Source organism: Dermacoccus sp. PE3, from assembly GCF_001021715.1.
GTDB classification, from domain to species: domain Bacteria; phylum Actinomycetota; class Actinomycetes; order Actinomycetales; family Dermatophilaceae; genus Dermacoccus; species Dermacoccus abyssi.
This window is the reverse complement of sequence record NZ_LDCM01000005.1, coordinates 159,057-185,661: the sequence shown is the minus strand read 5'-3', so window position 1 is coordinate 185,661 and position 26,605 is coordinate 159,057. Positions and strand designations below refer to the sequence as shown.

Here is a 26,605-nt window from a genome sequence, read left to right as displayed (position 1 = left end):
ATGACTCGGAACACGAACACCCAGGCCCTCTCCGACGTCGGCGTCTCGATCTGGCTCGACGACCTCAACCGTCCGATGGTCACCGGTGACGAGCTCAAGACGCTCGTCGAGACGAAGAACGTCGTCGGTGTGACCTCGAACCCGACGATCTTCGCCTCGGCGCTGTCGAACGGCTCGGCCTACAACGAGCAGGTCGCCGAGCTCGCCGCCTCCGGCAAGGGCGTCGACGAGGCCGTCTTCACCATCACCACCGAGGACGTCATCTCCGCGTGCGACATCCTGCGCCCGGTGTACGACGCCACGAACGGCGAGGACGGCCGCGTCTCGATCGAGGTCGACCCGCGCATGGCGCGAGACACCGACGGCACGATCAAGATGGCCAAGCAGCTGTGGGAGACGATCGACCGCCCCAACTGCATGATCAAGATCCCGGCCACGGTCGAGGGCCTGCCCGCGATCAGCGCCACGCTCGCCGAGGGCATCAGCGTCAACGTCACGCTGATCTTCTCGCTCGACCGCTACCGCGGCGTCATGAACGCCTTCCTCACGGGCCTCGAGCAGGCCCGCGAGAACGGCAAGGACCTGTCGACCATCCGTTCGGTCGCCTCGTTCTTCGTCAGCCGCGTCGACACCGAGTTCGACAAGCGCCTCGACGCCATCGGCTCCGACGCCGCGAAGGAACTCAAGAGCAAGGCGGGCATCGCGAACGCCCGCCTCGCCTACCAGGCGTTCGAAGAGGTCTTCGGCACGCCGCGTTGGCAGACCCTCGCGGACGACGGCGCCCACGTGCAGCGTCCGCTCTGGGCCTCCACGGGCGTCAAGGACCCGAACCTGTCCGACACGCTGTACGTCGTCGAGCTCGCTGCGCCGAACACGGTCAACACCATGCCGCCGAAGACGCTCGACGCGCTCGCCGACCACGGCGAGATCGCGGGTGACCGCGTGAGCGGCTCATACGGCGAGGCCAAGGCCACGATGGATGCCCTCGAGCAGGTCGGCGTCTCGTACGCCGACGTCGTCGAGCAGCTCGAGACCGAGGGTCTCGAGAAGTTCGAGGCCTCCTGGGAAGAGCTCCTCGGCTCCGTCCGCTCCGAGCTGGAGAAGGCGGGCGACAACAAGTGACCTCCTCCGGTGTCAGCCTCGGCACCGTGGGTGCCGGGACGGCAGCGATCGACACTGCCGTCCCGGCGCTCGTTGCCGAGAAGTTCGCAAGCCGTCTCTTCGACCAGGACCCGACGTTGTGGGGCACCGCGGCCGAGTCCGAATCCGCCAAGCGCCTGTCCTGGGTGACGCTGGCGCGTTCGTCGCGCCCGCTCGTCGGCGAGGTCTCCGCTCTGCGTGAGAAGTTCGCCGAGGCCGGCCTCAACCGTGTCGTCCTGTGCGGCATGGGCGGCTCGTCCCTGGCTCCCGAGGTCATCTGCGCGACGGCGGGCGTTCCGCTCGTCGTACTCGACTCCTCGCAGCCCGACATGGTGCGCGACGCCCTCGCGGAGGACCTCGAGCACACGGTCGTCGTCGTCTCCTCCAAGTCGGGTTCGACCGTGGAGACGGACAGCCAGCGCCGCGCCTACGAGAAGGCGTTCGAGGACGGCGGTATCGACCCACGTGAGCGCATCGTCATCGTCACCGACCCGGGTTCCCCGCTCGACAAGAGTTCGCGCGAGGGCGGCTTCACGGTCGTCAACGCCGACCCCAACGTCGGCGGACGCTACTCGGCGCTCACGGCGTTCGGTCTCGTGCCGTCCGGCCTGGCCGGCGCCGATATCGAGGCGCTCCTCGACGAGGCCGAGTCGGTCACGGATCTGCTCGCTGCGGACGACGAGGCCAACCCCGGCCTGCGTCTCGGCGCGGTGCTCGGTGGCACGCAGCCGCTGCGCGACAAGATCCTGCTCGCCGATGCCGGTACGCAGATCAAGGGCTTCGGCGACTGGGCCGAGCAGCTCATCGCCGAGTCCACCGGTAAGGACGGCAAGGGTCTGCTCCCGGTCGTCGTCGGTGACTCCGAGCCCGACGAACTCGCCGCTGACGAGAACCTCGTCCTCCTCACGGCCGAGGACGACGAGCGTGCCCCCGAGGGTGAAGCCGTCTCGACGGTCTCCGGTTCGCTCGGGGCTCAGATGCTCCTGTGGGAGGTCGCGACCGCCGTCGCCGGCCGTCTGATCGGCATCAACCCGTTCGACCAGCCGGATGTCGAGTCGGCGAAGTCGGCCGCTCGTGACCTGCTCGACAAGGGCATGGACGCCGGTGCGGCTCCGGCCTTCACCGACGGCTCCGTCGAGGTCCGTGCCGAGGGGCCCGACTTCCTCGGTGACGCCTCGACGCTCGACGACGCGCTGAGGGCCCTCGTCGACCAGCTCGGTCCGCAGGGCTACCTGGCGGTCATGGCCTACCTCGACCGGTTGCGCGATGCGTCGCTCGCCGACGTCCGTGCTCCGCTGGAGCGCACGCTCGAGCGTCCGGTCACCTTCGGCTGGGGGCCCCGTTTCCTCCACTCGACCGGCCAGTACCACAAGGGTGGGCCCGCGATCGGTGTCTACCTGCAGATCACGACCGAGGCGAAGGAAGATCTGGCCGTGCCGGGTCGTGACTTCACCTTCGGCCAGTTCTGCGCGGCTCAGGCCGGCGGTGACGCCGCCGTCCTCGCCGACCACGACCGTCCGGTCCTGCGCCTGCACCTGCGTGAGCACGATGCCGGCCTGGCCCAGGTCACGTCGGCCCTCGAAAAGCTTGCAGGAGGCGACGCTCGGTGACGCCACCGGTCGACATCACCAAGGACCACAACCCCCTGCGTTCGCCCCTGGACAAGCGTCTTCCGCGCATCGCCGGACCGTGCAGCGTCGTGCTGTTCGGCGTCACCGGTGACCTCGCGCGCAAGAAGCTCATGCCGGCGATCTACGACCTGTTCCACCGCGGTCTGCTGCCGCCCGGCTTCTCGCTCGTCGGGTTCGCCCGACGCGACTGGGAGGACCAGGACTTCATGCAGATCGTCAAGGACGCCGTGCGCGAGCGTGCTCGCACCGGGTTCGACGAGAAGGTCTGGACCAACCTCGCCGACGGCATCCGGTTCGTGCCCGGCACCTTCGACGACCCCAAGGCGTTCGAACTTCTCGCGACGACGCTCAAGGAGCTCGAGGAGACGCGCGGCACCGAGGGCAACGCGGCCTTCTACCTGTCGATCCCACCGGGCTCGTTCGCCCAGGTGTGCGAGCAGCTGGAAGCCGCCGGCCTGACCGAGCCGAAGGGTGACGCCTGGCGTCGCGTCGTCATCGAGAAGCCGTTCGGGCACGACCTCGAGAGCGCACGCGAACTCAACGACATCGTCGAGGGCGTCTTCCCGGCCGACTCGATCTTCCGCATCGATCACTACCTCGGCAAAGAGACGGTGCAGAACATCCTGGCGTTCCGTTTCGCCAACGAGATGTTCGAGCCGATCTGGAACGCCAACCACGTCGACCACGTGCAGATCACCATGGCCGAGGACATCGGCATCGGTGGTCGCGCGGGGTACTACGACGGCATCGGCGCAGCACGCGACGTCATCCAGAACCACCTCCTGCAGCTTCTCGCCCTCACGGCGATGGAGCAGCCGCTCTCCTTCGACGCGAAGGATCTGCGGGCGGAGAAGGAGAAGGTGCTCGCCGCGGTGAAGCTGCCGGGCGACCTCGCCGCGGCGACGGCTCGTGGACAGTACGCCGAGGGTTGGCAGGGCGCGGAGAAGGTGCCCGGCTTCCTCGCCGAGGAGGGCATCGACCCGCAGTCGCAGACGGAGACGTACGCGGCCGTGAAGCTCGGCATCAACACCCGTCGCTGGGCCGGGGTGCCGTTCTACCTGCGTACGGGCAAGCGTCTCGGCAAGCGCGTCACGGAAATCGCCGTGGTGTTCAAGAACGCTGCGACGCCCTTCGACGCCAACCAGACCGAGGAGCTCGGCCGCAACGCCGTCGTCATCCGTGTTCAGCCGGACGAGGGCGTGACGATGCGCTTCGGCTCTAAGGTCCCGGGTTCGAACTCCTTCGAGGTGCGCGACGTGACGATGGACTTCGGTTACGGGTCGGCCTTCACCGATTCGAGCCCTGAGGCCTACGAACGTCTCATCCTCGATGTGCTTCTCGGCGATCCGCCGCTCTTCCCCCGGCACGAGGAGGTCGAGCTGTCCTGGCGCATCCTCGACCCGATCGAGCAGTTCTGGGCCGAGCAGGAGTGCCAGCCCGAGCAGTACGAGTCGGGCACGTGGGGTCCGCGTACCTCGGACGACATGATGGCCCGCGACGGACGAGTCTGGAGAATGCCGTGATCGTCGACCTGGAGAAGACCTCGGGCGCCGACATCTCGAAGAAGCTCGTGCAGCTTCGCAACGAGGTCGGTTCGATGACGTTGGGTCGCGTGATGACCCTCGTTGTCGTCAGCTCTCGTGAGCACGTGGACGAGTCGCTGCGGGTGGCCTCGGAGGCCACGCGTCTGCACCCGAGCCGCATCATCGCCGTCGTCGACGAACCCGATGCCGGCGACGACGACCTCAACGCCCAGATCCGCCTCGGCGGGGATGCGGGCGCGAGCGAGATCATCGTTCTCGGGCTGCGCGGTGAGTTGGCCGAGCACGGTGCGGCGGCGATCACTCCGCTGCTCCTGCCGGACTCCCCCGTGGTCGCGTGGTGGCCGATGCAGGCCGACGAGAACATCGGCGAGACGCAGATCGGCCGGATGGCGCAGCGTCGGATCACGGACGTCTCCCTGTCCGACGACCCGCGCGGCGAGATCCTGCGCCGGGCGATGTACTACACGGCCGGTGACACCGACATGGCGTGGGCACGCACGACGCGCTGGCGCGGGCTGCTCGCCGGCGCGCTCGACCTGCCGCCGTACGAGCCGGTGCAGCGCATCGTCGTCAAGGGCGCGTCCGACTCCGCGTCCACCGACCTCCTCGGTGGCTGGCTGTCGGTCGAGTTGGGGTGCCCGGTGCAGCGCGAGCTGACCGAACCCGGGCTCGGCCTCGTGGCCGTCGAGCTCCACCGCGAGAGCGGCGTCATCTCGCTGCTCCGGGACGGCGAGCAGGCGATCCTTCGTCAGCCCGATCAGCCGGATCGTCAGATGGCGCTGCCCCGTCCCGACGCCGTCGCGTCGTTGGCGGAGGAACTGCGTCGTCTCGACAGGGACGAGATCTACCGGGACGCACTCGTGCGAGGGCTGCCCAAGATCGTCGCGGACGACGAACACGATGAGTGACGTCGAGCGTCGGGTACGCCCCGACAAGGCGACACTCGCCGACGCCGTCGCCGAGCGCTTCCTCGCCGTCGTCACCGAGGCCGTCGAGAAGCGCGGTGTGGCGCACGTCGTCCTCACCGGCGGGTCGATGGGCACGGCGTTTCTCGGAGCGCTCGGACGCTCGCCGAACGAGGTGCCGTGGGCCTCGCTCCACCTGTGGTGGGGTGACGAGCGATTCCTGCCCGAGGGCGACGGCGAGCGGAACGTCACACAGGCGCGCGATGCCCTTCTCGACAACCTCGCCGTGGCCCCTGCCGGGATCCACGTCATGGCGGCCTCCGACGGGGCAGCCGCCGGGGACGTTGCCGCGGGTGCCTCTGCCTATGCCGCCGAACTCAGCGAAGCGTTCGGTGACGCTCTCGTTCAGGGCGAGGTTCCCGCGTTCGACGTCGTCATGCTCGGCATGGGGCCCGACACGCACGTCGCGTCGTTGTTCCCCGGTCACGAGCAGACGCGCGCCGACGCCGTGAGCGTCGCCGCGGTGACGAACTCCCCCAAGCCGCCGCCCGAGCGCATCACGATGACGTTCCCCACCTTGAACAGCGCCCGTGAGGTCTGGCTCATGGTCGCCGGCGAGGACAAACGGGATGCCGTGCGTGCAGCGTCCGGCTCCGACGACCGGGTGGCTCATCCGGCTTGTGGAGTCCACGGGCAGGTCGCCACGGTGTGGTGGCTCGACGAGGCCGCCGCCGGCTGAGCGAACCCCGAAGCCCTTCCCTGGAACGACGAAAGAGCCCCTCACCGCTACCGGTGAGGGGCTCTTTCAATGTCGAAGCCTGTGTTCGGCTCGCGACGAGGTGTCAGTTGAACCGCTCGACGAGACCGAGTCCGATGATGGCCGCGAACCAGAGGCCAGCCGCGCCGACCGTGATGCGGTTGAGGTTGCGTTCGGCCATCGAGGAGCCACCCATCGTGGCTCCGGAGCCACCACCGAACATGTCGGAGAGTCCGCCGCCACTGCCCTTGTGCATGAGGATGAGCATGGTCAGGAACAGACTGCTCAGCACGAGCAGAACCTGCAGAGCGATCTTCAGAATGTCCACGTAGAAATCTCACCTCACGACGACGCGAGCTGACGCCCGCACAATTCGCCCAAGCCTATCGCGTCGGACACCGTGCCCATGTCAGCCCCCGACGCGCGCCGAGCGGCACGACCTCGGTGGCCGGTGGGTCCGGCGTGCGACGCGCAGGATCACTGCCCGGCGTGCTCCTTGTAACGGCAAATGCCGGCGAAGTCGTCGACGACGAGCGACGCACCACCGACAAGGGCGCCGTCGACGTCGTCACCGGCCATGATTTCCGCGACGTTGCCCGGCTTGACCGAACCGCCGTAGAGAACGCGGACCTTCGCGGCGACATCGCCGTCGAACACGCGGGCGAGGGCCTCGCGCAGCGCGCCGCAGACCTCCTGCGCGTCCGCCGGCGTGGCGACCTCACCCGTACCGATGGCCCACACGGGCTCGTACGCCACGACGAGGCTCTCCGCCTGCTCCCGCGAGAGACCGGCGACGGCCGCCTCGAGCTGAGCGACCGTGTGCTCGACGTGCTGACCGGCCTTGCGGACCTCGAGCGGCTCGCCGACGCACAGGATCGGCGTCATGCCGTGGCGATAGGCTGCCTCGACCTTGGCGCGCACGATCTCGTCCGTCTCGTGGTGGTACTCGCGACGCTCGCTGTGGCCGACGCACACGTACGTGCAGCCGAGCTTTGCGAGGAACGCACCTGAGACCTCACCGGTGTAGGCGCCCTCGTCGTGCTGCGAGAGGTCCTGGGCGCCGTAGACGAGCTTCAGCTTGTCGCCGTCGACGAGCGTCTGCACCGAACGCAGGTCGGTGAACGGCGGCAGCACGGCCACCTCAACGTCGGCGAAGTCGTGGCGCTTGTCCTCGAGGGTCCACGTGAGCTTCTGCACGAGGTGCGTGCCCTGCAGGTGGTCGAGATTCATCTTCCAGTTGCCCGCCATGAGCGGCGTGCGGGTGGTGGTCGAAGCCATGAGGCTCCCCTTTCCCTTGAAGGTTCGAGGTGGTGGAACGAGAACGAGCCCCGCTCCCGCCGGACGACGGAAGCGGGGCTCGTGACGTGCGGGACGTCGGCGTCAGCCGAGCACCTCGATGCCGGGCAGGTTCTTGCCCTCGAGGTACTCGAGGCTGGCGCCTCCGCCGGTGGAGATGTGACCGAACTGCTCGTCGGCGAAGCCCAGCTGACGCACTGCGGCGGCCGAGTCGCCGCCACCGACCACGGTGAGAGCACCGTTCTTGGTGGCTTCGACGAGCGCCTGGGCGACGGCCTTCGTGCCCGCGGCGAACGGCTCCATCTCGAATGCGCCCATCGGGCCGTTCCAGAACACCGTCTTGCAGTCGGTGAGCTTCGACGCGTAGAGCTTCGCGGACTCGGGACCGATGTCGAGACCCATCTGGTCGGCCGGGATGGCGTCGACCGCGACGACCTCGCTGCCCTTGTCGGCAGCGAACTCGGGCGCCACGACGACATCGACCGGCAGGACGATCTCGACGCCGGTCTCCTTGGCCTTGGCGATGTAGCCCTTGACGGTCTCGAGTTGCTCGTCGTCGAGAAGGCTCTTGCCGACCTCGTGGCCTTCGGCCTTGAGGAAGGTGAAGACCATGCCGCCACCGATGAGAAGACGGTCCGCGGTCTTCATGAGGTTCTCGATGACCGCGAGCTTGTCAGCGACCTTGGCGCCGCCGAGCACGACGGCGTAGGGACGCTGCGGCTCGTCCGTGAGGCGCTGCAACACGTCGACCTCGGCCTGCACGAGACCACCCATGGCCGACGGCAGGAGTTCGGCGACGTCGTACACGGACGCCTGCTTGCGGTGCACGACACCGAAGCCGTCGGAGACGAAGACGTCGGCGAGATCGGCCAGCTGCTGGGCGAACTCGCGGCGCTGGGCATCGTCCTTGCTCGTCTCCCCCGCGTTGAAGCGCAGGTTCTCGAGCAGGGCGACGTCGCCGTCACCGAGGGACTCCACGACCTCACGGGCCGAGTCGCCGACGGTGTCGGAGGCGAACTTCACGTCCTGACCGAGCAACTCCGACAGACGGGAGACGACCGGCTCGAGCGAGTACTTCGCCTCCGGCTCACCCTTGGGACGGCCGAGGTGGGCCACGACAACGACGCGGGCGCCTGCCTTCGTCAGCTCCTGGATCGTGGGGACGGACGCGCGCACACGGCCGTCATCCGTGATCCGGGAACCGTCGAGCGGCACGTTGAGGTCACTGCGCAGCAGAACCTTCTTGCCCCTCAGATCACCGAGGTCGGAGATCGACTTCATCGACGCCTCAGAGCTTGGAGCCGACGAGGGCGGTGAGGTCGACGAGGCGGTTGGAGTAACCCCACTCGTTGTCGTACCAGCCGACGACCTTGACCTGGTTGCCGATGACCTTCGTCAGGCCGGAGTCGAAGATGCAGGACGCCGGGTCGGTGACGATGTCAGTGGAGACGAGGTCGGCCTCGGAGTAGTTGAGGACGTCCTTGAGCGGGCCCTCGGAAGCGGCCTTCTTGACGATCTCGTTGACCTCTTCGACGGTCGTCTCGCGGGAGGCGGTGAACGTCAGGTCCGTGGCCGAACCCGTGGGAACAGGCACGCGCAGCGCGTAACCGTCGAGCTTGCCCTTGAGCTCCGGCAGGACGAGGGAGACGGCCTTGGCCGCACCCGTCGACGTGGGAACGATGTTGATGGCGGCGGCGCGGGCGCGGCGTGCGTCCTTGTGCGGGGCGTCGTGAAGGCGCTGGTCACCCGTGTAGGCGTGAACCGTCGTCATGAGGCCCTTCTCGATGCCGAGGCCGTCGTTGAGGGCCTTGGCCATCGGGGCGAGGCAGTTCGTCGTGCACGACGCGTTGGAGATGATCGTGTGCTTCTCCGGGTCGTACAGGTCGTCGTTGACGCCCATGACGATGGTGATGTCCTCGTTCTTCGCCGGGGCGGAGATGATGACCTTCTTCGCGCCGCCGGCCAGGTGGGCCTTGGCAGCCTCGGCCTCGGTGAAGAAGCCGGTGGACTCGACGACGATGTCGGCGCCGACGGAGGCCCAGTCGAGCTTGGCCGGGTCCTTCTCTGCGAAGGCGGCGATCTTGGCGCCGTCGACCGTGATGGAGGTGTCGTCGAAGGTGACGTCGCCGTCGAAGCGGCCGAGGATCGAGTCGTACTTGAGCAGGTGGGCCAGCGTCTTGTTGTCGGTGAGGTCGTTCACCGCCACGATCTCGACATCTGCGCCCGACGCCTTGACGGCGCGGAAGAAGTTGCGGCCGATGCGGCCAAAGCCATTGATACCAACGCGGACGGTCACTTTTGGACCCTGCCCTTCCCTAGGAATCGAGTGCTCGCGTACCCGCTGGCGGGCACGCGGTCTTTCACACGTCCACCCTATGACAAGGGGCCCCACGCGTGGCGAAGCGGTGGGAGGTTACCGGCCAGTGCATGAGACCCGCAGAGCCGCACGGTGGGCCCGTGTGGGGTTTTCGTCGAGCACAGATCGACGCCCGCCGCGGGCGTGCGGTGGGCGTCGGCGAAGTGTGGCGAGGGTCACTCGTCCTCGAGCATGTCCGGCGTGAGGTTGGCCTCCGTGCCAGGAATGCCGAGTTCCGCCGCACGCTTGTCCGCCATGGCGAGCAGACGACGGATGCGCCCGGCAACCGCGTCCTTCGTCATGGGCGGGTCGGCGAGAGCGCCCAGCTCCTCGAGGCTGGCCTGCTTGTGCTCGATGCGCAGTTCACCGGCCTGACGCAGGTGACCGGGCACCTCGTCGCCGAGGATTTCCATGGCGCGAGCGACGCGCGAACCGGCGGCGACGGCCGCGCGGGCCGAACGGCGCAGGTTGGCATCGTCGAAGTTCGCGAGGCGGTTGGCGGTGGCACGCACCTCTCGGCGCATACGGCGCTCCTCCCACACGAGGCGCGCGTCCGCGGCGCCCATGTGCGTGAGCATGGCCCCGATGGCCTCCCCGTCACGGATGACGACGCGGTCGACCCCACGCACCTCACGTGCCTTCGCGGCGATGCCGAGGCGGCGGGCCGCTCCGACGAGGGCGAGAGCCACCTCGGAGCCGGGGCACGTGATCTCCATCGACGACGAACGTCCGGGTTCGGTGAGCGATCCGTGAACGATGAAGGCTCCGCGCCACGCGGCGGCGGCGTCGTCGACGGTGCCGTTGACGATCTTCGGGGGAAGCCCGCGTACAGGACGTCCCTTGGCGTCGACGAGACCCGCCTGAACGGCGAGCTCGGCCTTCGGAACACGCACGACGTAGGACGTGGAGCGACGAATGCCACCCGGGCGCATGACGACGAGTTCGCTCGAGTGGCCGTAAAGCTCGGTGATGGCGGTGCGCAGGCGTCGCGCGGCAACCCCCGTGTCGAGCTCCGCCTCGACGCTCACGCGGCCGCCGACGAGGTGCAATCCCCCTGCGAAACGCAGCATCGCGGCCACCTCGGCCTTGCGCGTCGCGTTCGTCGTGACGACGACCCGGCTGAGCTCGTCCTTGACCGTTGCGGTCATCGCCATGGCGCCATGTCCTCTCCAGAAACGACCGCTCCAAGGCTTGGCTGCCGTGAAGCGGAGTTCTCATTTTGCCTGCTCCAACGCGAGAACCCAAACGCTGTTGGTGCGAAATAGTGACCTGCAGGCGTGCGTACGCCCCCTGACTCATTGATGCCGCGGACCACGGGAGGAACGCTCCATGACGTCTCGATAGGCCGTGGCGAGGCGCAACGTGTCGTGCACCCCGGCCGTGTCCGGGTCGGCCACGTGCTTGTAGACGACCTCCGCGCCGAGGGCGGCAGCGGACGTCTCGAGTGCGTGGAGGGCCCGCTCGTCGTCACCGATGACACCGGGGTCCGCGAGGACCGCATCGAGATGCAGTGCAGGCGCGTGGGCGCGCAGCACCTCCAAGTGGTCGCTTGCCGAGAAGCCAGCGGTTTCGCCCGTGTCCATCTGCACGTTGAGGGCGAGCATGCGCTTCGCCTTGGTCATGACGAGGGCGTCGAGCAGGTCGGGCACGAGAAGGTGTGGCATGACGGACGTGAACCACGAGCCCGGTCCGAGAATGACCCAGTCGGCGTCGAGAACGGCGTCGACGGCCTCCTTGCACGGCTGAGGAGGGTCCGGGAACAGGCGCAGGTTGAGCACCTGTCCGGGCGTCTGCGCGACGGCGACCTGACCGGATACCTCCTGCACTTCCTCCGGCTTCTCGGGGTCCGCGCCACGCACCGTGGCGTCGATGCGCAACGGTTGCATCGACATCGGCAGGACGCGACCGCGCGCGCTCAGCAGGCGCCCCACCATGTCGAGACCCTTGATCGGGTCACCGAGGGAATCCCACAAACCCGCGATGATGAGATTGCCGAGCGCGTGGCCGCCCATCGGACCCTTACCGGGGAACCGGTGCTGCAGCGCGTCACGCCAGGCGATGCCCCACTCGGAGTTGTCACACAGCGCCGCCAGGGCCATGCGCAGGTCACCAGGCGGCAGGATGTCGTACTCCTCCCGGAGGCGTCCCGACGATCCCCCGTCATCGGCGACCGTGACGATGGCCGTGATCTGGTCGGTGACGAGCCGCAGGGCTTCGAGGGAGGCGAAGAGACCGTGCCCTCCCCCGAGCGCCGCGACAGCGGGCCGCTTCACTCGCGCCCCAGGTCGCGGTGTACCACGAGGGTGCCGAGACGTTCGGAACGAAGCTGCTTCGCAAGGGCCTCGGCCATGGCGACGCTCCGGTGCTTGCCCCCCGTGCACCCGACGGCCAGCGTCACGTAGCTACGGCCCTCACGCAGGTAGCCCTCGGTCATCGGTTTGAGGAGTGACAGGACGCCGTCGAGGAACTCCTTCGCACCCGGCTGGCCGAGCACGAAGTCGCTCACGACCTCGTCCTTCCCGCTGAACGGACGCAACTCCGGATTCCAGAAAGGGTTGGGCAGGAAGCGCATGTCGAAAACGAGGTCGGCGTCCAGCGGGATGCCGTACTTGAAGCCGAAACTCATGACGGCGATCCGCAGATCCGGGCCTCCCTTGTCACCGACGAGCTCCTGCACCTTGGCCGAGAGCTGGTGGACGTTGAGGCCACTCGTGTCGATGAGGATGTCCGCGTTCGAGCGAAGATCACGTAGCAGCTCACGCTCGCGCGTGATGCCGTCGAGCATGCGCCCCTCCCCCTGCAGCGGGTGAGGGCGACGCACGGATTCGAAACGGCGCACGAGCGATTCGTCCGTGGCGTCGACGAAGACGACGGAGGGACGCCAGCCGTTGTCGCGCAGCTGCTCGAGGCCTGCGCGGAAGTCGGTGAAGAAGGCACGGCTGCGCACGTCGACGACGGCGGCGACGCGAACGTCGGACTCGCCGCTCTTGTCGACGAGGTCAGCCAGCTGCGTGAGTAACTGCGGCGGCAGGTTGTCGACGACGTACCAGCCCTGGTCCTCGAGAACGTTGGCCGCAGTGGTGCGACCCGCCCCGCTCATACCCGTGACGATCATCATCTCCGAGTGCGCAGAGTCGGTCATCGTGGCCTCTCGTTCTCTCATTCCAGTACTTCTCCGGTCATCACGTTAACCGCTGGCGATCCCTCGTTCGACGAGAGCGCCCGGACGACGGACTCGGCCAGGGCCGGGCCGACACCCTTGACCTCCTGGAGCGCTTCGGCGTCGGCCGCACGGATGGCCTTGACCGTTCCGAAGTGCTGGAGCAACGCCTTCTGCTTGGCCGGCCCGAGGCCCGCGATCCCGTCGAGGGCGGAGACCGTCATGGCTTTCGAGCGCCGTTCCCGGTGGAACGTGATGGCGAAGCGGTGGGCCTCGTCACGCACCCGCTGCAGCAGGTAGAGCGCCTCGCTCGTGCGCGGCAGGATGACGGGGAAGTCGTCGTCCGCGAGCCACACCTCCTCGAGGCGTTTGGCGAGCCCGACGACCGGGATGTCGGCGAACCCGACCTCGGCCAGAGCACGCGCCGCAGCGTCCACCTGCGGGCGTCCACCGTCGACGACGAGAAGCTGCGGACGGTAGGCGAACTTCTTGAGACGCCCGTCCTCGTCACGGAGGGAACCGGCCCTGTCGTCGGCGTCCACCTCGCCACTGACCGGGGTGGTTTCGTCGCCGTTTGCGGTCTCACGGGCCAGACGGGCGAAGCGGCGCGTGAGCACCTCGTGCATGGCGGCCACGTCGTCGTTGCGCAGGGTGCCGTCCGCATCCTCGGTGCCGGCCACGATGAAGCGGCGGTACTCGGACTTGCGCGGCAGGCCGTCCTCGAAGACGACCATCGAGCCCACGACGTTCGTGCCCTGCACGTGCGAGATGTCGAAACACTCGATGCGTAGCGGCGCCTCGGGCAGTCCGAGGTTCTCCTGCAACTCCTCGAGGGCCTGCGAGCGAGCAGTGAGATCGCCGGCCCGGCTGACCTTGTGTCGGGCGAGGGCCTGCTCGGCGTTCTTCGTCACGGTGGCGGCGAGTTTTCGCTTGTCACCACGCTGCGGGACGCGCAGGTCGACCACGCCGCCGCGACGCTGGCGCAGCCAGTCACGCACGTCGTCGGGTTCGCCCGGTAGGACGGGCACGAGCACTTCGCGGGGAACGTCGTCCTTGCCCTCGCGTTCTCCGTACACCTCGAGCAGGATCCGCTCGATGAGTTCCGGGGTTCCGACGCCCGCCTCGCTGGCCTTGTCGGTGACCCAGCCGCGCTGTCCTCGAATGCGCCCACCTCGGACGTGGAAGACCTGGACTGCGGCCTCGAGCTCGTCCTCGACGAGACCGAAGACGTCGGCGTCCGTGGCGTCGTCGAAGACGATGGCCGACTTCTGCAGCACCTTCTCGAGGGCACCGAGATCGTCACGCAAGCGCGCGGCCTGCTCGAAGTCGAGTTCGGCCGACGCCGCCTTCATGCGACGCTCGATGTCGCGCGTGAACCGCGCCGAATCCCCCGCCATGAACGCGCAGAAGTCCTCGGCGATGGCGCGGTGCTCCTCGTGCGTCACGTTGCCGACACACGGAGCACTGCACTTGTCGATGTAGCCGAGCAGGCACGGGCGTCCGGAGGCCTCGGCGCGGCGGTAGACGCCCGCGCTGCACGTGCGCATGGGAAACACGCGCATGAGCTGGTCGAGGGTGTCGCGGATGGCCCACGCGTGGGTGAACGGTCCGAAGTAGCGGGTGCCTGGCTTCTTGCGTCCGCGCATGACCTGCGCCCGCGGCACCTCGTCGGACATCGTCACCGCGAGGTACGGGTACGACTTGTCGTCGCGGTACTTCACGTTGAAGCGCGGGTCGTACTCCTTGATCCACGCGTACTCGAGCTGAAGTGCCTCGACCTCGTTGCGCACGACCGTCCACTCGACGGATGCTGCCGTGGTCACCATCGTGCGCGTCCGCGGGTGAAGCAGACGCAGGTCCTGAAAGTAGCTCGTGAGGCGCGAACGCAGGGACTTCGCCTTGCCGACGTAGATGACACGTCCGTCACGGTCGCGGAAGCGGTAGACGCCGGCGTCCGTGGGGATGTCGCCCGTCTTCGGGCGGTAGGTGCGGGGATCGGCCATCAGCCGGTGACGTGCAGCTTCGCGCCCTGCACGGCGACCTGCTTGGCGGGAAGCCCCTTCTCCGCCGGGCCGGCGGTGACGTCACCCGTCTTGGGGTCGAAACGGCTGCCGTGGCAGGTGCAGACGATGGCTTCTTCGGTGACCTGGCCGACCTGGCAACCCTGGTGGGGGCAGACCGACGAGAACGCCTTGTAGGAGCCCTTGGTCGGCTGGGTGACGACGACGCTGTTGGTGCGGTCGATGAAGCCGCCACCGACCGGAACGTTCGATGCATCAACGCTGATGTCGACCTTCTTGGCCGCCGGAGCGTCGTCACCACCGCCGCAGGCTGCGAGAAGGCCCGTGCCCACGACGGCCGTCGTGGCAGTGAGCGCGCTGCGGCGGGAGATCTCGTTGCTCAGTGACGTCATGACTTCTTCGCCTTCCCGGCGGCGGGTGCCGCCTTCTTCGCCGTCCTCTTGGTGGTGGTCTTCTTCTCCGCCGCATTCTTGGCGGCCCGCGGACCGCGCGCAATCGGCTCTACCGCCTTCTGCGGCACGATCTGCGGCGTCACGCCCGCCTTCTCGAGCACCGGCGCGAGGAAGCGACCGGTGTGGCTCTCGGCAACCTGCGCGATCTGCTCAGGAGTTCCCTCGGCAACGACCGTGCCACCGCGGAAGCCGCCCTCGGGACCCATGTCGATGACCCAGTCGGCGCACTTGATGACGTCGAGGTTGTGTTCGATGACGACGACCGTGTTGCCCTTGTCGGCCAGACCCTGGATGACGTCGAGCAGCTTACGGATGTCCTCGAAGTGCAGGCCCGTGGTCGGCTCGTCGAGCACGTAGATGGTGCGTCCGGCGGATCGCTTCTGCAACTCGCTCGCGAGCTTGACGCGCTGGGCCTCACCACCCGAGAGCGTCGGCGCGGGCTGACCGAGGCGGACGTAGCCGAGCCCCACGTCGACGAGGGTGCGCATGTGACGCGCGATGGCCGGAACCGCTTCGAAGAAGTCGGCGGCCTCCTCGATCGGCATGTCGAGGACCTCGGCGATCGTCTTGCCCTTGAAGTGCACCTCGAGCGTCTCACGGTTGTAGCGCGCACCGTGGCATACCTCGCAGGGCACGTACACGTCGGGCAGGAAGTTCATCTCGATCTTGAGCGTGCCGTCACCCGAGCAGGCCTCGCAGCGACCGCCCTTGACGTTGAAGGAGAAACGGCCCGGCTGGTAACCGCGCACCTTCGCCTCCTGCGTCTCGGCGAAGAGCTTGCGGATGTTGTCGAACACACCCGTGTACGTGGCCGGGTTGCTTCGCGGGGTACGCCCGATGGGGCTCTGATCGACGTGGACAACCTTGTCGAGTTGCTGCATGCCGGTGACGCGCTTGTGACGCCCCGCCACCTGTCGTGCGCCGTTGAGCTCGTTGGCGAGCGACGTGTAGAGGATGTCGTTGACGAGGGTCGACTTTCCGGAGCCGGAGACCCCGGTGACGACAACGAGGTTGCCCAGCGGGAAGGAAGCGTCGACGTTCTTCAGCGTGTGCTCGCGAGCCCCCTCGACGACGACCTGCCGCCCGTCCTGTCCGCGACGCGTCGGGGGAACGGGAATCGACAGGCGGCCGGAGAGGTAGCCACCCGTGATCGAGCGCTTCTCCTTGACGAGGCCCTCGACAGGTCCGGAGTAGACGACCTCACCCCCGTGCTCGCCGGCACCGGGACCGATGTCGACGATCCAGTCGGCCGTCTCGATGGTGTCCTCGTCGTGCTCGACGACGATGAGGGTGTTGCCGAGGTCGCGCAGACGGGTCAGCGTCTCGATGAGGCGGTGGTTGTCGCGCTGGTGGAGACCGATGGAGGGCTCGTCGAGCACGTAGAGGACACCCACGAGGCCGGAACCGATCTGCGTGGCCAGGCGGATGCGCTGAGCCTCGCCACCCGAGAGGGTGCCGGCCGGCCGGTCGAGCGAGAGGTAGTCGAGGCCGACGTCGAGCAGAAAGCCCAGGCGAGCGCCGATCTCCTTGATGACGCGCTCGGCGATCTGACGCTCACGCGAGTCGAAGTCGACCCCGTCGAGGAAGTACGCGGACTCCGAGATGGGCAGGGCGCAGACCTCGGCGATCGACTTGCCACCGATGGTGACGGCGAGCGACTCCGGCTTGAGTCGGGCACCCTTGCACACCGGGCACGGGACCTCACGCATGTAGCCCTCGTAGCGCTCACGACTCCACTCGGACTCCGTCTCGGAGTGGCGACGCTTGACGAACGGGATGACGCCCTCGAAGCCCGTCGAGTACGAGCGCTCACGCCCGTAGCGGTTGCGGTAGCGCACGTGAACCTTGTGGTTCTTGCCCTCGAGCAGCATGGTGCGGGCGCGGGTGGGCAGGGCACGCCAGGGTGTGTCGAGGTCGAAGCCCTGCTCGTCGCCGAGCGCCTTCATCACGCGGATGAAGTAGTCGGCCGCACCCGAGCCCTGCGCCCACGGGAGGATGGCCCCGTCTCGCAGCGTCTTGTCCTCGTCGGGCACGACGAGGTCGGGGTCGACCTGGAGTTCCGTACCGAGGCCGGTGCACTCGGGGCAGGCACCGAACGGGCTGTTGAAGGAGAACGAGCGAGGCTCGATGGCGTCCATCGACAGCGGGTGGTCGTTGGGGCACGCGAGCTTCTCCGAGTAGCGGCGCTCGAGCGGCCCCTCGACCTCCTCGCCCTCACGCACGACCTTTTCGACGACGACGAGTCCGTCGGCAAGGCCGAGAGCTGTCTCGACGGAGTCGGTGAGGCGCTGGCGTCCGCTCGTGTCGTCGGGGCCCTTCGCGACGAGGCGGTCGACCACGACGTCGATGGTGTGCTTCTTCTGCTTCTCGAGCACCGGCGGTTCGGTGAGCGACACGATCTCGCCGTCGACGCGGGCGCGCGAGAAGCCCTTCGTCTGCAGTTCGGCGAACAGGTCGACGTACTCACCCTTGCGTGCCCGGACCACGGGGGCGAGCACCTGGTAGCGGGTGCGCTCGGGCAACTCCTGGATGCTGTCGACGATCTGCTGAGGGGTCTGGCTGCCGACTGGCTCGCCACAGACGGGGCAGTGCGGACGACCGGCGCGCGCGAAGAGCAGACGGAAGTAGTCGTAGACCTCCGTGATGGTGCCCACGGTGGAGCGCGGGTTGCGGTTCGTGCTCTTCTGGTCGATCGAGACGGCCGGGCTCAGACCTTCGATGAAGTCGACGTCGGGCTTGTCCATCTGCCCGAGGAACTGACGCGCGTACGCCGACAGCGACTCGACGTAGCGACGCTGGCCCTCGGCGAAAATCGTGTCGAACGCGAGCGACGACTTGCCCGAACCGGACAGGCCCGTGAAGACGACGAGCGCGTCACGCGGGATCTCGATCGAGACGTTCTTGAGGTTGTGCTCACGTGCACCACGCACGAGCAGGTGATCGTGGCCGCGACGCGCGACGGCGGAAGCGCTCGAACGTCGCTCGGCGGCCTGGGAGTTCTGAGAATTCGGCACGGCTCCATGCTAGGTGCGACCACCGACAACCGCGGACTAGGCTGGCCCTCATGCCTGCCGACACCACCCTTTCCGAGGCAAACCACACCCCGATCGAGGACTACGCGATCATCGGCGACACCGAGACAGCGGCCCTCATCAGCCTCCGGGGCTCCGTCGACTGGTTGTGCCTCCCCCGGTTCGACTCCTCGAGTTGCTTCACCGCCCTTCTCGGTACCCCCGACCACGGCCGTTGGCTGCTGGGTCCTTCCGACGAGGCAACGACCACGCGCAGCTACCGGGGCAACAGCTTCGTCCTCGAGACCATCCACGAGACGCCGACCGGCAAGGTGCGCGTCACCGACCTCATGCCCGTGAGCGACGGCCGCGCCGACGTGCTACGCCGCGTCGAGGGTCTCGAGGGCACCGTGGCGATGGAGCAGGAGCTCATCGTCCGCTTCGGCTACGGCAAGGTGAAGCCGTGGGTCAGCCACCACCCCGGCCACAGCGAGGACGAGGAGGTGCTCGTCGCGATCGCCGGACCCGACATGCTCATCTTCCGCGGCGACCGACTGCCCGTCGGTGATGAGGGCCGTCACCGTGACCACTTCGAGGTCAAGGCCGGTGAACGCTACGACTTCAGCGTCACCTGGGTGCCCAGCTACAAGCCGATCCCCGTTCCTCTCGACACCGACCGTCGCATCGCAGCCTCCCTCGATCGCTGGGAGAACTGGATGAGCCACTGCACGTACAACGGCCCGCACGCCGAGGTCGTCAAGCGCAGCCTGCTCGTGCTCGACCTGCTCACCGACAGCCGGCGCGGCGGCATCGTCGCAGCTCCCACGACGTCGCTTCCCGAGCACATCGGCGGCGAACGGAACTGGGACTACCGCTACTGCTGGTTGCGTGACGCCTCGCTGGGCCTCGAGTCCCTGCTCCGTGCCGGCTACATCGAGGCCACGCTGAAGTGGCGTGAGTGGCTCGTGCGCGCCCTCGCCGGTGATCCCGAGGACATGCAGATCATGTACACGATCGACGGTGGGCGTGAACTCGCCGAACGCGAACTCGACCACCTGCCCGGGTACGCGAACAGCCGACCGGTCCGCGTGGGCAACGGCGCCTTCGACCAGAAGCAGACGGATGTCCTCGGCGAGGTCATGATCGCCTTCGAGTCCGCTCGCGACCTCGGCGGGCAGGAGAGCCAGCAGAGTTGGGCGATCCAGGCTGCGCTCGTCAACCGGCTCGCGGATCACTGGGACGAGCCGGACAACGGCCTGTGGGAGATCCGCGGGCCCCTGCAGCACTTCACGCACTCGCGCGTCATGGTGTGGGCGGCCTTCGACCGCGCGATCCAGGCCGTCGAGGAGCACGACCTGCCCGGTGACGTCGAGCGCTGGCGCGAGATCCGCGACCTCGTGCGTGAGGAGGTGCTGGCGAAGGGCTTCAACACGGACAAGAACACCTTCACGCAGCACTACAACACCGACGAGGTGGACGCCTCCCTGCTGCTCATCCCCCTCATCGGGTTCCTGCCCGGTGACGACCCCCGCGTCATCGGCACCGTGCGCGCCATCGAGAACGATCTCATGCGCGGCGGGTTCCTCCTGCGCTACCGCACCCAGTCCGGCGTCGACGGCCTCGCGGGCGACGAGCACCCGTTCCTCGCGTGCTCGTTCTGGCTCGTCTCGGCCTACGCGAAGATCGGCGAGCTCGACAAGGCCTGCGAGCTGTTCGACCGCCTGTGCGACCTGCCGAACGACGTGGGCCTGCTCGCCGAGGAGTACGACCCCGAGGAGATGCGCCAGGTGGGCAACTTCCCGCAGGCGTTCAGCCACCTCACGCTCATCGGTGCGGCCTACGACCTCCACGAGGCACGTATCGCGTCGAACGACTACCCCGACGAGGAGATCGCATGACCTATGTTTCGGACGTCCAGCCCGGCCAGGCGCCGTCGCGCCTCGACCTTCCCGGCCTCACGATGTGGAAGCTGTCGGTCTCGGACATGCACAACAACGTCTACCTGCTCAAGGACGCCGCCACCGGTGAGGCGTTGCTCGTGGACGCCGCCGACGACGCCGCGGCCATCCGTGAGCTGCTCGCCGAGGCGCAGGTCGAGGACGCAGCCCTCGTCGGCGTCGTGACGACCCACAAGCACTGGGACCATCACCGTGCCCTGCCGGAGATCGCGCCCCTGGCCTGCGAGGCGATGGCCGGCGAACTCGACGCGCCGGAACTGCCCGTCGAGCCGAGCCGCACGCTCGCCGACGGCGACACCGTCACGCTCGGCGAACAGACGCTCACGGCGCACCACGTGCCCGGGCACACGCCGGGCAGCGTCGTCCTCAGCTGGTCGCCCGAGGACGGTTCGACACCGCACGTCTGGACCGGGGACACCCTGTTTCCCGGCGGCGTGGGTGCCACGAACCACAGCGACGAGCAGTCCTTCGACGAACTGTTCGCCTCGGTCAGGGATCGGATCTTCGGCCGTTTCGACGACGCCGTCGTGCACCCCGGCCACGGTGACGACACGAGCCTCGCCACCGAACGTCCGCACCTCGACGAATGGCGCGAACGAGGCTGGTGAACGGACGACCGGCGAGAACGACGAAGCGCCCGGTCCGGCAGCTCAAGGCTGCCTGGACCGGGCGCTGTCTCGTCGGCGGCGGGGGCGTCAGGCCGTGACGCGCGGGCCGGCGGCCGGGGTGTCCAGTTCGCCGGCACGCTCGGCGCGCTTCTCGAACCAGATCGTCATGAACGGGATGACGGCGCTGAAGAGGGCGAGCCCGATCGTCTTGCCCGGCCAGCTCTTCTCCTGCCACAGCTTGAGCGCACACAGCACGTAGCCGATGAACATGACGCCGTGGATGGGGCCGGCGATCTGCACACCCATCTCGGTGGTCTTCAGGATCCACTTGAAAAACATGCCGATGAGCAGCAGACCCCAGGAGATGGCTTCGGCCAGCGCGAAACCCTTGAACAAACGCGTGATCGTCATGCGTTCAAGAATACCGATGCCCCCTGAGCGCAGCGTGGGCGCCTACTTCTGGCCCTCCGTCATCTGGCGCAGCTCCTTCTTGAGGTCACGCAACTCGTCGCGCAGGCGAGCTGCGAGTTCGAACTGAAGCTCCGCTGCGGCCTCGTGCATCTGTGCCGTGAGTTCCTGGATGAGCCCCGCCAGGTCGGCGCTGCTCGAGCCCTTGCGACCGCCCGTGGCGACGTCGGCGTCGGCCGTGGCGGCTCCTGTGCCACCGCGGCCCTTGCCGCGGCTCATCGAACGGCCGGAACCGAGCAGGGCGTCCGTGTCGGCGTCCTCACGCTGCAGCATGTCGGTGATGTCGGCGATCTTCTTGCGCAGCGGCTGCGGGTCGACCCCGTGCTCGGTGTTGTATGCGACCTGCTTCTCGCGACGACGCGTGGTCTCGTCGATCGCCTCCTGCATCGACGGGGTGATCTTGTCGGCGTACATGTGCACCTGACCCGAGACGTTTCGGGCGGCACGGCCGACGGTCTGGATGAGGCTTCTCGCCGAACGCAGGAAGCCCTCCTTGTCGGCGTCGAGAATCGACACGAGCGAGACCTCGGGCAGGTCGAGGCCCTCGCGGAGCAGGTTGATGCCGACGAGCACGTCGTACTCACCCATGCGCAGTTCGCGCAGGAGTTCGACGCGGCGCAGGGTGTCGACCTCGGAGTGCAGGTACCGAACTCGAACGCCCTTGTCGAGGAGATAATCGGTGAGGTCCTCGGCCATCTTCTTCGTCAGGGTGGTGACGAGGACGCGTTCGTTCTTCTCGGTACGCGTGCGGATCTCGCCGAGCAGGTCGTCGATCTGGCCCTTCGTCGGCTTGAGGACGATCTCCGGGTCGACGAGGCCGGTGGGGCGAATGACCTGCTCGACGTAACCGTCGCTCTTGGCCATCTCGTAGTCGCCCGGCGTGGCCGACAGGTAGACGGTCTGGCCGATGCGCTCGAGGAACTCCTCCCACTTGAGGGGACGGTTGTCCATCGCGCTCGGCAGGCGGAAACCGTGGTCGACGAGGGTGCGCTTGCGCGACATGTCGCCCTCGTACATCGCGCCGATCTGCGGCACCGTCTGGTGCGACTCGTCGATGACGAGCAGGAAGTCCTCGGGGAAGTAGTCGAGCAGTGTGTTCGGGGCCGAGCCCGACTCACGGCCGTCCATGTGGCGGCTGTAGTTCTCGATGCCCGCACACGAGCCGACCTGACGCATCATCTCGATGTCGTACGTCGTGCGCATCCGCAGGCGCTGCGCCTCGAGCATCTTGCCCTCGGTCTCGAACCGCTGGAGTTGGTCACCGAGTTCGACCTCGATGCCCTTGATGGCGCGTTCCATGCGCTCGGGGCCGGCCACGTAGTGCGTGGCCGGGAAAACGTACATCTCCTCCTCGTCGTTGACGATCTCGCCCGTCAACGGGTGGAGGGTGTACAGCCGGTCGATCTCGTCGCCGAAGAACTCGATGCGAATGGCCAGTTCCTCGTACACGGGGATGATCTCCACCGTGTCGCCGCGCACCCGGAACGTGCCGCGCGTGAAGGCCATGTCGTTGCGCGTGTACTGCATGGTGACGAAGCGGCGCAGCAACTCGTCACGGTTGATCTCCTGGCCGACCTTCAGCCGGGCCATTCGGTCGACGTACTCCTGCGGGGTACCGAGACCGTAGATGCACGACACCGACGCGACGACGACGACGTCACGGCGGGTGAGCAGCGAGTTCGTGGCCGAGTGACGCAGTCGCTCGACCTCCTCGTTGATCGAGGAGTCCTTCTCGATGTACGTGTCCGTCTGCGGTACGTACGCCTCTGGCTGGTAGTAGTCGTAGTAACTGACGAAGTACTCGACGGCGTTGTGCGGCAGCAGCTCGCGGAACTCGTTGGCAAGCTGCGCGGCCAGTGTCTTGTTCGGCGCGAGCACGAGGGTCGGGCGTTGCACCTGCTCGATGAGCCAGGCCGTCGTCGCGGACTTACCGGTACCGGTGGCGCCCAGGAGGACGATGTCCTTCTCCCCCGCGTTGACGCGCTGGGAGAGCTCGGCGATGGCCTTCGGCTGGTCGCCGGCGGGCTGATACTCCGACTCGACCTTGAACGGCGCAACGCGGCGCTGGATGTCAGTCACTGGACGCATGGTCAAACCCTACGTCCGGGCACCGACAACCCCGGAATCACGGGGTCCTGATGCCACTCGAGGCCACCCGCACGGCTGGGGGCGCCATCCGTGGGTCAGTGATGAACCGACGGCTCGACGTGCGTCGTCCAGACCTCCGATGCCTGCTCGCGCAGCTCCTCGGGGGTGCCCGTGTTGTCGATCCACGCGTCGGCCACGGCGCGGCGCTGCTCCGTTGTGGCCTGTGAGCGGATGCGTGAGAGCGCCGCTTCCTTCGTCATGCCCCGGTCGGCGACGAGGCGCTCGAGGCGCACCTCTTCCGGCGCATCGACGATGACGACGAGGTCGTACTTGTCCGCGTACCCCAACTCGACGAGCAACGGAATGTCGTGAACCACGACCTGCCCCGACGCGGCCTTGCCCATCTGTCGCGCCGTCTCCTGCGCGATGAGGGGGTGCGTGATGCCTTCGAGTCGCCGCCGGGCCGTCTCGTCGGCGAAGACGAGCTTCGCCATCGCAGGGCGGTTCAATTCACCGTCGGCGGTCAGCATCGCCTCCCCGAACTCCTCGACAATGGCGCGGAGGCCGTCGGAGCCGGGCGCCACGACGAGGCGCTGGATGGCGTCCGAATCGACGACGAGGGCACCGAGCTGGGCGAACGTGCGCGCCACGGTGGACTTTCCGGAGCCGATACCGCCCGTCAGTCCGACCCGCAGGCCTCGTTCGCTCGTGTGCTGCTCGGTGCCACTCATCGTCTCTCCTCGATCGTCAGCTGCCCGCGTGAGCGCTCGTCGCGTCGAGCACCGGCTGCACGTACTCGTCCCAGTGTGCGTCGACGAGCTCACGCAGTTCGTCACGTGTTCCTGCATTCTCCATGACGAAGTCCGCAGCGTCCTCGCGCTCGCTCCGCTGGGTGTCGGCGTCGATCTCCGCCCATGCTTGCTCGCGGGTGAGACCGCGCTCCTCCATGAGGCGCCCCACGCGCAGCTCGACCGGAGCCGACACGACGACGACCTGGTCGAAGTCGCGCGGCGTCGACTCGGTGAGCAGCGCGAGGTCGAGTACGAGAACGGAATCCTCGCCGACCGCCTTGGCCCGAGCGTCGGCCACCTCGCGGACGGCAGGTTCGACCACGTCGTACAGGCGCCGACGGGCGGAGTGGCTCTCCGTCGTCAGGCCGTCGAGCGTTTCCCAGTCGATCGTGCCGTCGGGGTGGACGATCTCCTCAGAGAAGACCGCGCGCAGGTCCTCGAGCGTCTCGTGGCCCGGTGTGAGCACCTCGCGCATGAGCTCGTCGAACTCGACGACCACTGCGCCACGACGCTCGAACTCGTCGGCGACGACGGACTTTCCGGAGGCCACGGCGCCCGTGAGACCGATCGACACGGCCGCGCGACTGGCCGCGAGAGCCTGCGTGTGCGACGTCGTCGGGGTGTGCGTCTCGTACTCGGGCTCGGTGCCGATCTCGAACTCGGGCAGGACGACGTACTCGTCCATGTCCTCGCTGTTCTCGGCCGCGCGGCGCTCGTACTCCTCCTGCGGGAGAACCTTCTTCCACTGTCGCGTGCGGATCGGCTTCGCCGCGCCCGCGTCCTCGCGCAGCGCCTGCAGCAGGAGGAACGCCTGGAGGATCGTCAGGATCATGACCGGGAAGCCGATGACGATGATGACCTCCTGCAGCGCGTTGAGGCCGTTGTCGCCGGCGGTGAGGATGATCGCCGCACAGACGGCTCCGACCGACAGCGACCAGAACACGCGCTGACGGCGCGTCCCCATGTCCTCGTGGCCGTTCGCCATGGCGTCGAGCACGAGGGCACCCGAGTCGATCGAGGTGACGAAGAAGACGACGATGACGATGAGTGCCAGGGTCGCCGTGACGCCGTAGAGCGGCATGTCCTTGAGGAACTGGAACAGGGCGTCCTGCACGCGGCCGTCATCGACGATCGTCTTCGTCAGCTCGCCACCGGTACCCGGCTTGTCCGCGCTCGCGCGATCGGAGGTGATGGCCGAGAAGCCGTAGATCGACATCCAGACGACGACAAACGCGGTCGGCAGGCCGAGGGACGCGGCCACGAAGGCACGGATGCTCCGGCCGCGGGAGATCTTCGCGACGAACATGCCGACGAAGGGCGCCCAGGTCACCGTCCAGGCCCAGTAGAAGACGGTCCAGTCACCCGACCACTGGCCGTGACCGAAGCTGTCGTTGAAGGTGCTGAGCACCGGCAGGGCACTGAGGTAGCGACCGGACGCCTCGATGATGCTGCGCATGAGGTCGGACGTCGACGCCGCGTTCATGAGGATGAAGAGCATGAGCGCGATCGCGAGGATGATGTTCGCGTACGACAGGCGCTTGACGCCCTTGTCCATACCCGCGAGCACGGACGTCAGCGCTGCAGCGGTGATCACCGCGAGGATCGCAGCCTGCACCATGCCGGAGATCGGCACGCCGAAGACGTACTTCATACCGGAGTTGATCTGCAGCGCACCGAGACCCGTCGACACGGCAAGACCGAAGACGGTGGCGACGATCGAGATGATGTCGATCGTGCGTCCGATCGGGCCGTGGATGCGGTCACCCAGGACCGGGTGGAACGCCGAGGAGACACGTGGCGGCAGGTTGCGCTTGTAGGTGAAGTAGCCGAACGACAGGCCGGGCACGATGAGCACGGCCCACATGTGGATGCCGAAGTGGAAGTTGGCGATGTTGATGGCCTGCCAGGCGGCGGCGTCGGTGAACGCCTTGTCGCCCATCGGCGGGTTCGCGTAGTGGTTCATCGGCTCGGCGATGCCCCAGAACATGAGGACGGCGCCGACGCCGGCGGCGAACATCATGCCGAACCACGCGAGCCCCGAGTACTCGGGTTCGGCGTCGTCCGCACCGATCTTGATGCGGCCGTAGCGGCTCATGGCGAGCCCGACGGAGAAGACGACGAGGAGCGTGGCGCCGGCCGTGTAGAACCAGCCGATGTCGTAGCGCAACCAGTGCGCGATGGAACCGAAGAACGTCTGAACCGGCCCCGGAAACAGCCCCATCCCTGCGCTGAACAGGACGATGAGGAAGGCCGAGCCGAAAAAGATGATGGGCGACGTACGCAGACCGAGGCGGTCGTGGGCACGTGTGAAGATCGAGTTCACGAGAGTCTCAGAGGGGTTGGTCGAAATTCGCCGAACTGCCAACGACCCCGGAGCCTCGGCGAACCTGTGCCCGGACGGCACGATCCGCCATGGTAG

General features: G+C 67.7%; 21 protein-coding genes. 7 read left to right on the top strand and 14 right to left on the bottom strand.

Annotated elements, in window-relative coordinates; translation table 11 throughout:
- The 5 genes from tal to pgl are packed head-to-tail and all read left to right on the top strand — an operon-like array spanning nt 1 to nt 5,959.
- Nucleotides 1–1,122 (top strand): transaldolase, encoded by a 1,122-nt coding sequence (tal, locus tag AA983_RS13370; protein WP_047312782.1) that lies wholly within the window; start codon nt 1–3, stop codon nt 1,120–1,122.
- Nucleotides 1,119–2,750, top strand: coding sequence for a glucose-6-phosphate isomerase (locus tag AA983_RS13365; RefSeq protein ID WP_047312781.1), 1,632 nt, complete (start codon nt 1,119–1,121; stop codon nt 2,748–2,750). Before tal ends, AA983_RS13365 begins: the two co-directional genes overlap by 4 nt.
- The gene (gene zwf, locus AA983_RS13360) at nt 2,747–4,294 is read left to right on the top strand and encodes a glucose-6-phosphate dehydrogenase (RefSeq protein ID WP_047312780.1); all 1,548 of its coding nucleotides are present in this window, start codon (nt 2,747–2,749) and stop codon (nt 4,292–4,294) included. The genes AA983_RS13365 and zwf overlap by 4 nt, the downstream gene beginning before the upstream one ends.
- Complete coding sequence (locus AA983_RS13355; protein ID WP_047312779.1) at nt 4,291–5,223, top strand: glucose-6-phosphate dehydrogenase assembly protein OpcA; 933 nt, start codon at nt 4,291–4,293, stop codon at nt 5,221–5,223. The genes zwf and AA983_RS13355 overlap by 4 nt, the downstream gene beginning before the upstream one ends.
- Nucleotides 5,216–5,959 carry a 6-phosphogluconolactonase gene (gene pgl / locus AA983_RS13350; RefSeq protein WP_047312778.1) on the top strand — a complete coding sequence of 248 codons (744 nt, stop codon included), beginning with the start codon at nt 5,216–5,218 and terminating at the stop codon, nt 5,957–5,959. The genes AA983_RS13355 and pgl overlap by 8 nt, the downstream gene beginning before the upstream one ends.
- Before the next feature lie 103 nt (nt 5,960–6,062).
- On the opposite strand, the gene secG is transcribed toward pgl, so the two are convergent.
- The 10 genes from secG to uvrA all read right to left on the bottom strand — a co-directional run bounded on the left by secG (nt 6,063) and on the right by uvrA (nt 18,192).
- Nucleotides 6,063–6,305 carry a preprotein translocase subunit SecG gene (gene secG, locus AA983_RS13345; RefSeq protein WP_047312777.1) on the bottom strand — a complete coding sequence of 81 codons (243 nt, stop codon included), beginning with the start codon at nt 6,303–6,305 and terminating at the stop codon, nt 6,063–6,065.
- Between the two features lie 149 nt (nt 6,306–6,454).
- Nucleotides 6,455–7,255, bottom strand: a complete 801-nt coding sequence (tpiA, locus tag AA983_RS13340) for a triose-phosphate isomerase (RefSeq protein ID WP_047312776.1) — start codon at nt 7,253–7,255, stop codon at nt 6,455–6,457.
- A 102-nt stretch (nt 7,256–7,357) separates the two neighbouring features.
- Complete coding sequence (pgk, locus tag AA983_RS13335) at nt 7,358–8,554, bottom strand: phosphoglycerate kinase (RefSeq protein WP_047312775.1); 1,197 nt, start codon at nt 8,552–8,554, stop codon at nt 7,358–7,360.
- Between the two features lie 7 nt (nt 8,555–8,561).
- Entirely contained in the window at nt 8,562–9,569 is a 1,008-nt protein-coding gene (gene gap / locus AA983_RS13330) for a type I glyceraldehyde-3-phosphate dehydrogenase (RefSeq protein ID WP_047312774.1), read from the bottom strand.
- A 236-nt stretch (nt 9,570–9,805) separates the two neighbouring features.
- Nucleotides 9,806–10,783 carry a DNA-binding protein WhiA gene (gene whiA / locus AA983_RS13325; RefSeq protein ID WP_047312773.1) on the bottom strand — a complete coding sequence of 326 codons (978 nt, stop codon included), beginning with the start codon at nt 10,781–10,783 and terminating at the stop codon, nt 9,806–9,808.
- Between the two features lie 141 nt (nt 10,784–10,924).
- Nucleotides 10,925–11,902 (bottom strand): uridine diphosphate-N-acetylglucosamine-binding protein YvcK, encoded by a 978-nt coding sequence (gene yvcK / locus AA983_RS13320; RefSeq protein ID WP_047312772.1) that lies wholly within the window; start codon nt 11,900–11,902, stop codon nt 10,925–10,927.
- Complete coding sequence (gene rapZ, locus AA983_RS13315; RefSeq protein ID WP_225910766.1) at nt 11,899–12,771, bottom strand: RNase adapter RapZ; 873 nt, start codon at nt 12,769–12,771, stop codon at nt 11,899–11,901. Before rapZ ends, yvcK begins: the two co-directional genes overlap by 4 nt.
- A gap of 17 nt (nt 12,772–12,788) precedes the next feature.
- Nucleotides 12,789–14,792 carry an excinuclease ABC subunit UvrC gene (gene uvrC / locus AA983_RS13310; RefSeq protein WP_047312770.1) on the bottom strand — a complete coding sequence of 668 codons (2,004 nt, stop codon included), beginning with the start codon at nt 14,790–14,792 and terminating at the stop codon, nt 12,789–12,791.
- The gene (locus AA983_RS13305) at nt 14,792–15,202 is read right to left on the bottom strand and encodes a Rieske (2Fe-2S) protein (protein ID WP_047312769.1); all 411 of its coding nucleotides are present in this window, start codon (nt 15,200–15,202) and stop codon (nt 14,792–14,794) included. The genes uvrC and AA983_RS13305 overlap by 1 nt, the downstream gene beginning before the upstream one ends.
- Nucleotides 15,199–18,192, bottom strand: a complete 2,994-nt coding sequence (gene uvrA / locus AA983_RS13300) for an excinuclease ABC subunit UvrA (protein ID WP_369798824.1) — start codon at nt 18,190–18,192, stop codon at nt 15,199–15,201. Before uvrA ends, AA983_RS13305 begins: the two co-directional genes overlap by 4 nt.
- Nucleotides 18,193–18,326: 134 nt before the next feature.
- Between uvrA and AA983_RS13295 the strand changes: the two genes are divergently transcribed.
- Complete coding sequence (locus tag AA983_RS13295; RefSeq protein ID WP_047312767.1) at nt 18,327–20,171, top strand: glycoside hydrolase family 15 protein; 1,845 nt, start codon at nt 18,327–18,329, stop codon at nt 20,169–20,171.
- Complete coding sequence (locus tag AA983_RS13290; RefSeq protein WP_047312766.1) at nt 20,168–20,839, top strand: MBL fold metallo-hydrolase; 672 nt, start codon at nt 20,168–20,170, stop codon at nt 20,837–20,839. Before AA983_RS13295 ends, AA983_RS13290 begins: the two co-directional genes overlap by 4 nt.
- A gap of 87 nt (nt 20,840–20,926) precedes the next feature.
- Here the strand turns inward: AA983_RS13290 and AA983_RS13285 are convergent, their stop codons facing one another.
- The 4 genes from AA983_RS13285 to coaE (AA983_RS13270) form a co-directional block, all read right to left on the bottom strand.
- Nucleotides 20,927–21,250, bottom strand: coding sequence for a DUF3817 domain-containing protein (locus AA983_RS13285; RefSeq protein WP_047312765.1), 324 nt, complete (start codon nt 21,248–21,250; stop codon nt 20,927–20,929).
- 42 nt (nt 21,251–21,292) lie between these two features.
- Nucleotides 21,293–23,395, bottom strand: coding sequence for an excinuclease ABC subunit UvrB (uvrB, locus tag AA983_RS13280; RefSeq protein WP_047312764.1), 2,103 nt, complete (start codon nt 23,393–23,395; stop codon nt 21,293–21,295).
- Nucleotides 23,396–23,490: 95 nt separating this feature from the next.
- Entirely contained in the window at nt 23,491–24,126 is a 636-nt protein-coding gene (gene coaE / locus AA983_RS13275; RefSeq protein ID WP_047312763.1) for a dephospho-CoA kinase, read from the bottom strand.
- Between the two features lie 16 nt (nt 24,127–24,142).
- Nucleotides 24,143–26,509 (bottom strand): dephospho-CoA kinase, encoded by a 2,367-nt coding sequence (gene coaE / locus AA983_RS13270; protein WP_047312762.1) that lies wholly within the window; start codon nt 26,507–26,509, stop codon nt 24,143–24,145.
- Nucleotides 26,510–26,605 lie beyond the last annotated feature (96 nt).

Coding starts and splice junctions, on each gene's coding strand:
- tpiA (WP_047312776.1), bottom strand. CDS start 7,255: ATGGCTTCGACCACCACCCGCACGCCGCTCATGGCGGGCAACTGGAAG.
- AA983_RS13305 (WP_047312769.1), bottom strand. CDS start 15,202: ATGACGTCACTGAGCAACGAGATCTCCCGCCGCAGCGCGCTCACTGCC.
- uvrC (WP_047312770.1), bottom strand. CDS start 14,792: ATGGCCGATCCCCGCACCTACCGCCCGAAGACGGGCGACATCCCCACG.
- whiA (WP_047312773.1), bottom strand. CDS start 10,783: ATGGCGATGACCGCAACGGTCAAGGACGAGCTCAGCCGGGTCGTCGTC.
- AA983_RS13290 (WP_047312766.1), top strand. CDS start 20,168: ATGACCTATGTTTCGGACGTCCAGCCCGGCCAGGCGCCGTCGCGCCTC.
- AA983_RS13285 (WP_047312765.1), bottom strand. CDS start 21,250: ATGACGATCACGCGTTTGTTCAAGGGTTTCGCGCTGGCCGAAGCCATC.
- rapZ (WP_225910766.1), bottom strand. CDS start 12,771: ATGACCGACTCTGCGCACTCGGAGATGATGATCGTCACGGGTATGAGC.
- AA983_RS13295 (WP_047312767.1), top strand. CDS start 18,327: ATGCCTGCCGACACCACCCTTTCCGAGGCAAACCACACCCCGATCGAG.
- uvrB (WP_047312764.1), bottom strand. CDS start 23,395: ATGCGTCCAGTGACTGACATCCAGCGCCGCGTTGCGCCGTTCAAGGTC.
- pgk (WP_047312775.1), bottom strand. CDS start 8,554: ATGAAGTCGATCTCCGACCTCGGTGATCTGAGGGGCAAGAAGGTTCTG.
- tal (WP_047312782.1), top strand. CDS start 1: ATGACTCGGAACACGAACACCCAGGCCCTCTCCGACGTCGGCGTCTCG.
- pgl (WP_047312778.1), top strand. CDS start 5,216: ATGAGTGACGTCGAGCGTCGGGTACGCCCCGACAAGGCGACACTCGCC.
- coaE (WP_047312763.1), bottom strand. CDS start 24,126: ATGAGTGGCACCGAGCAGCACACGAGCGAACGAGGCCTGCGGGTCGGA.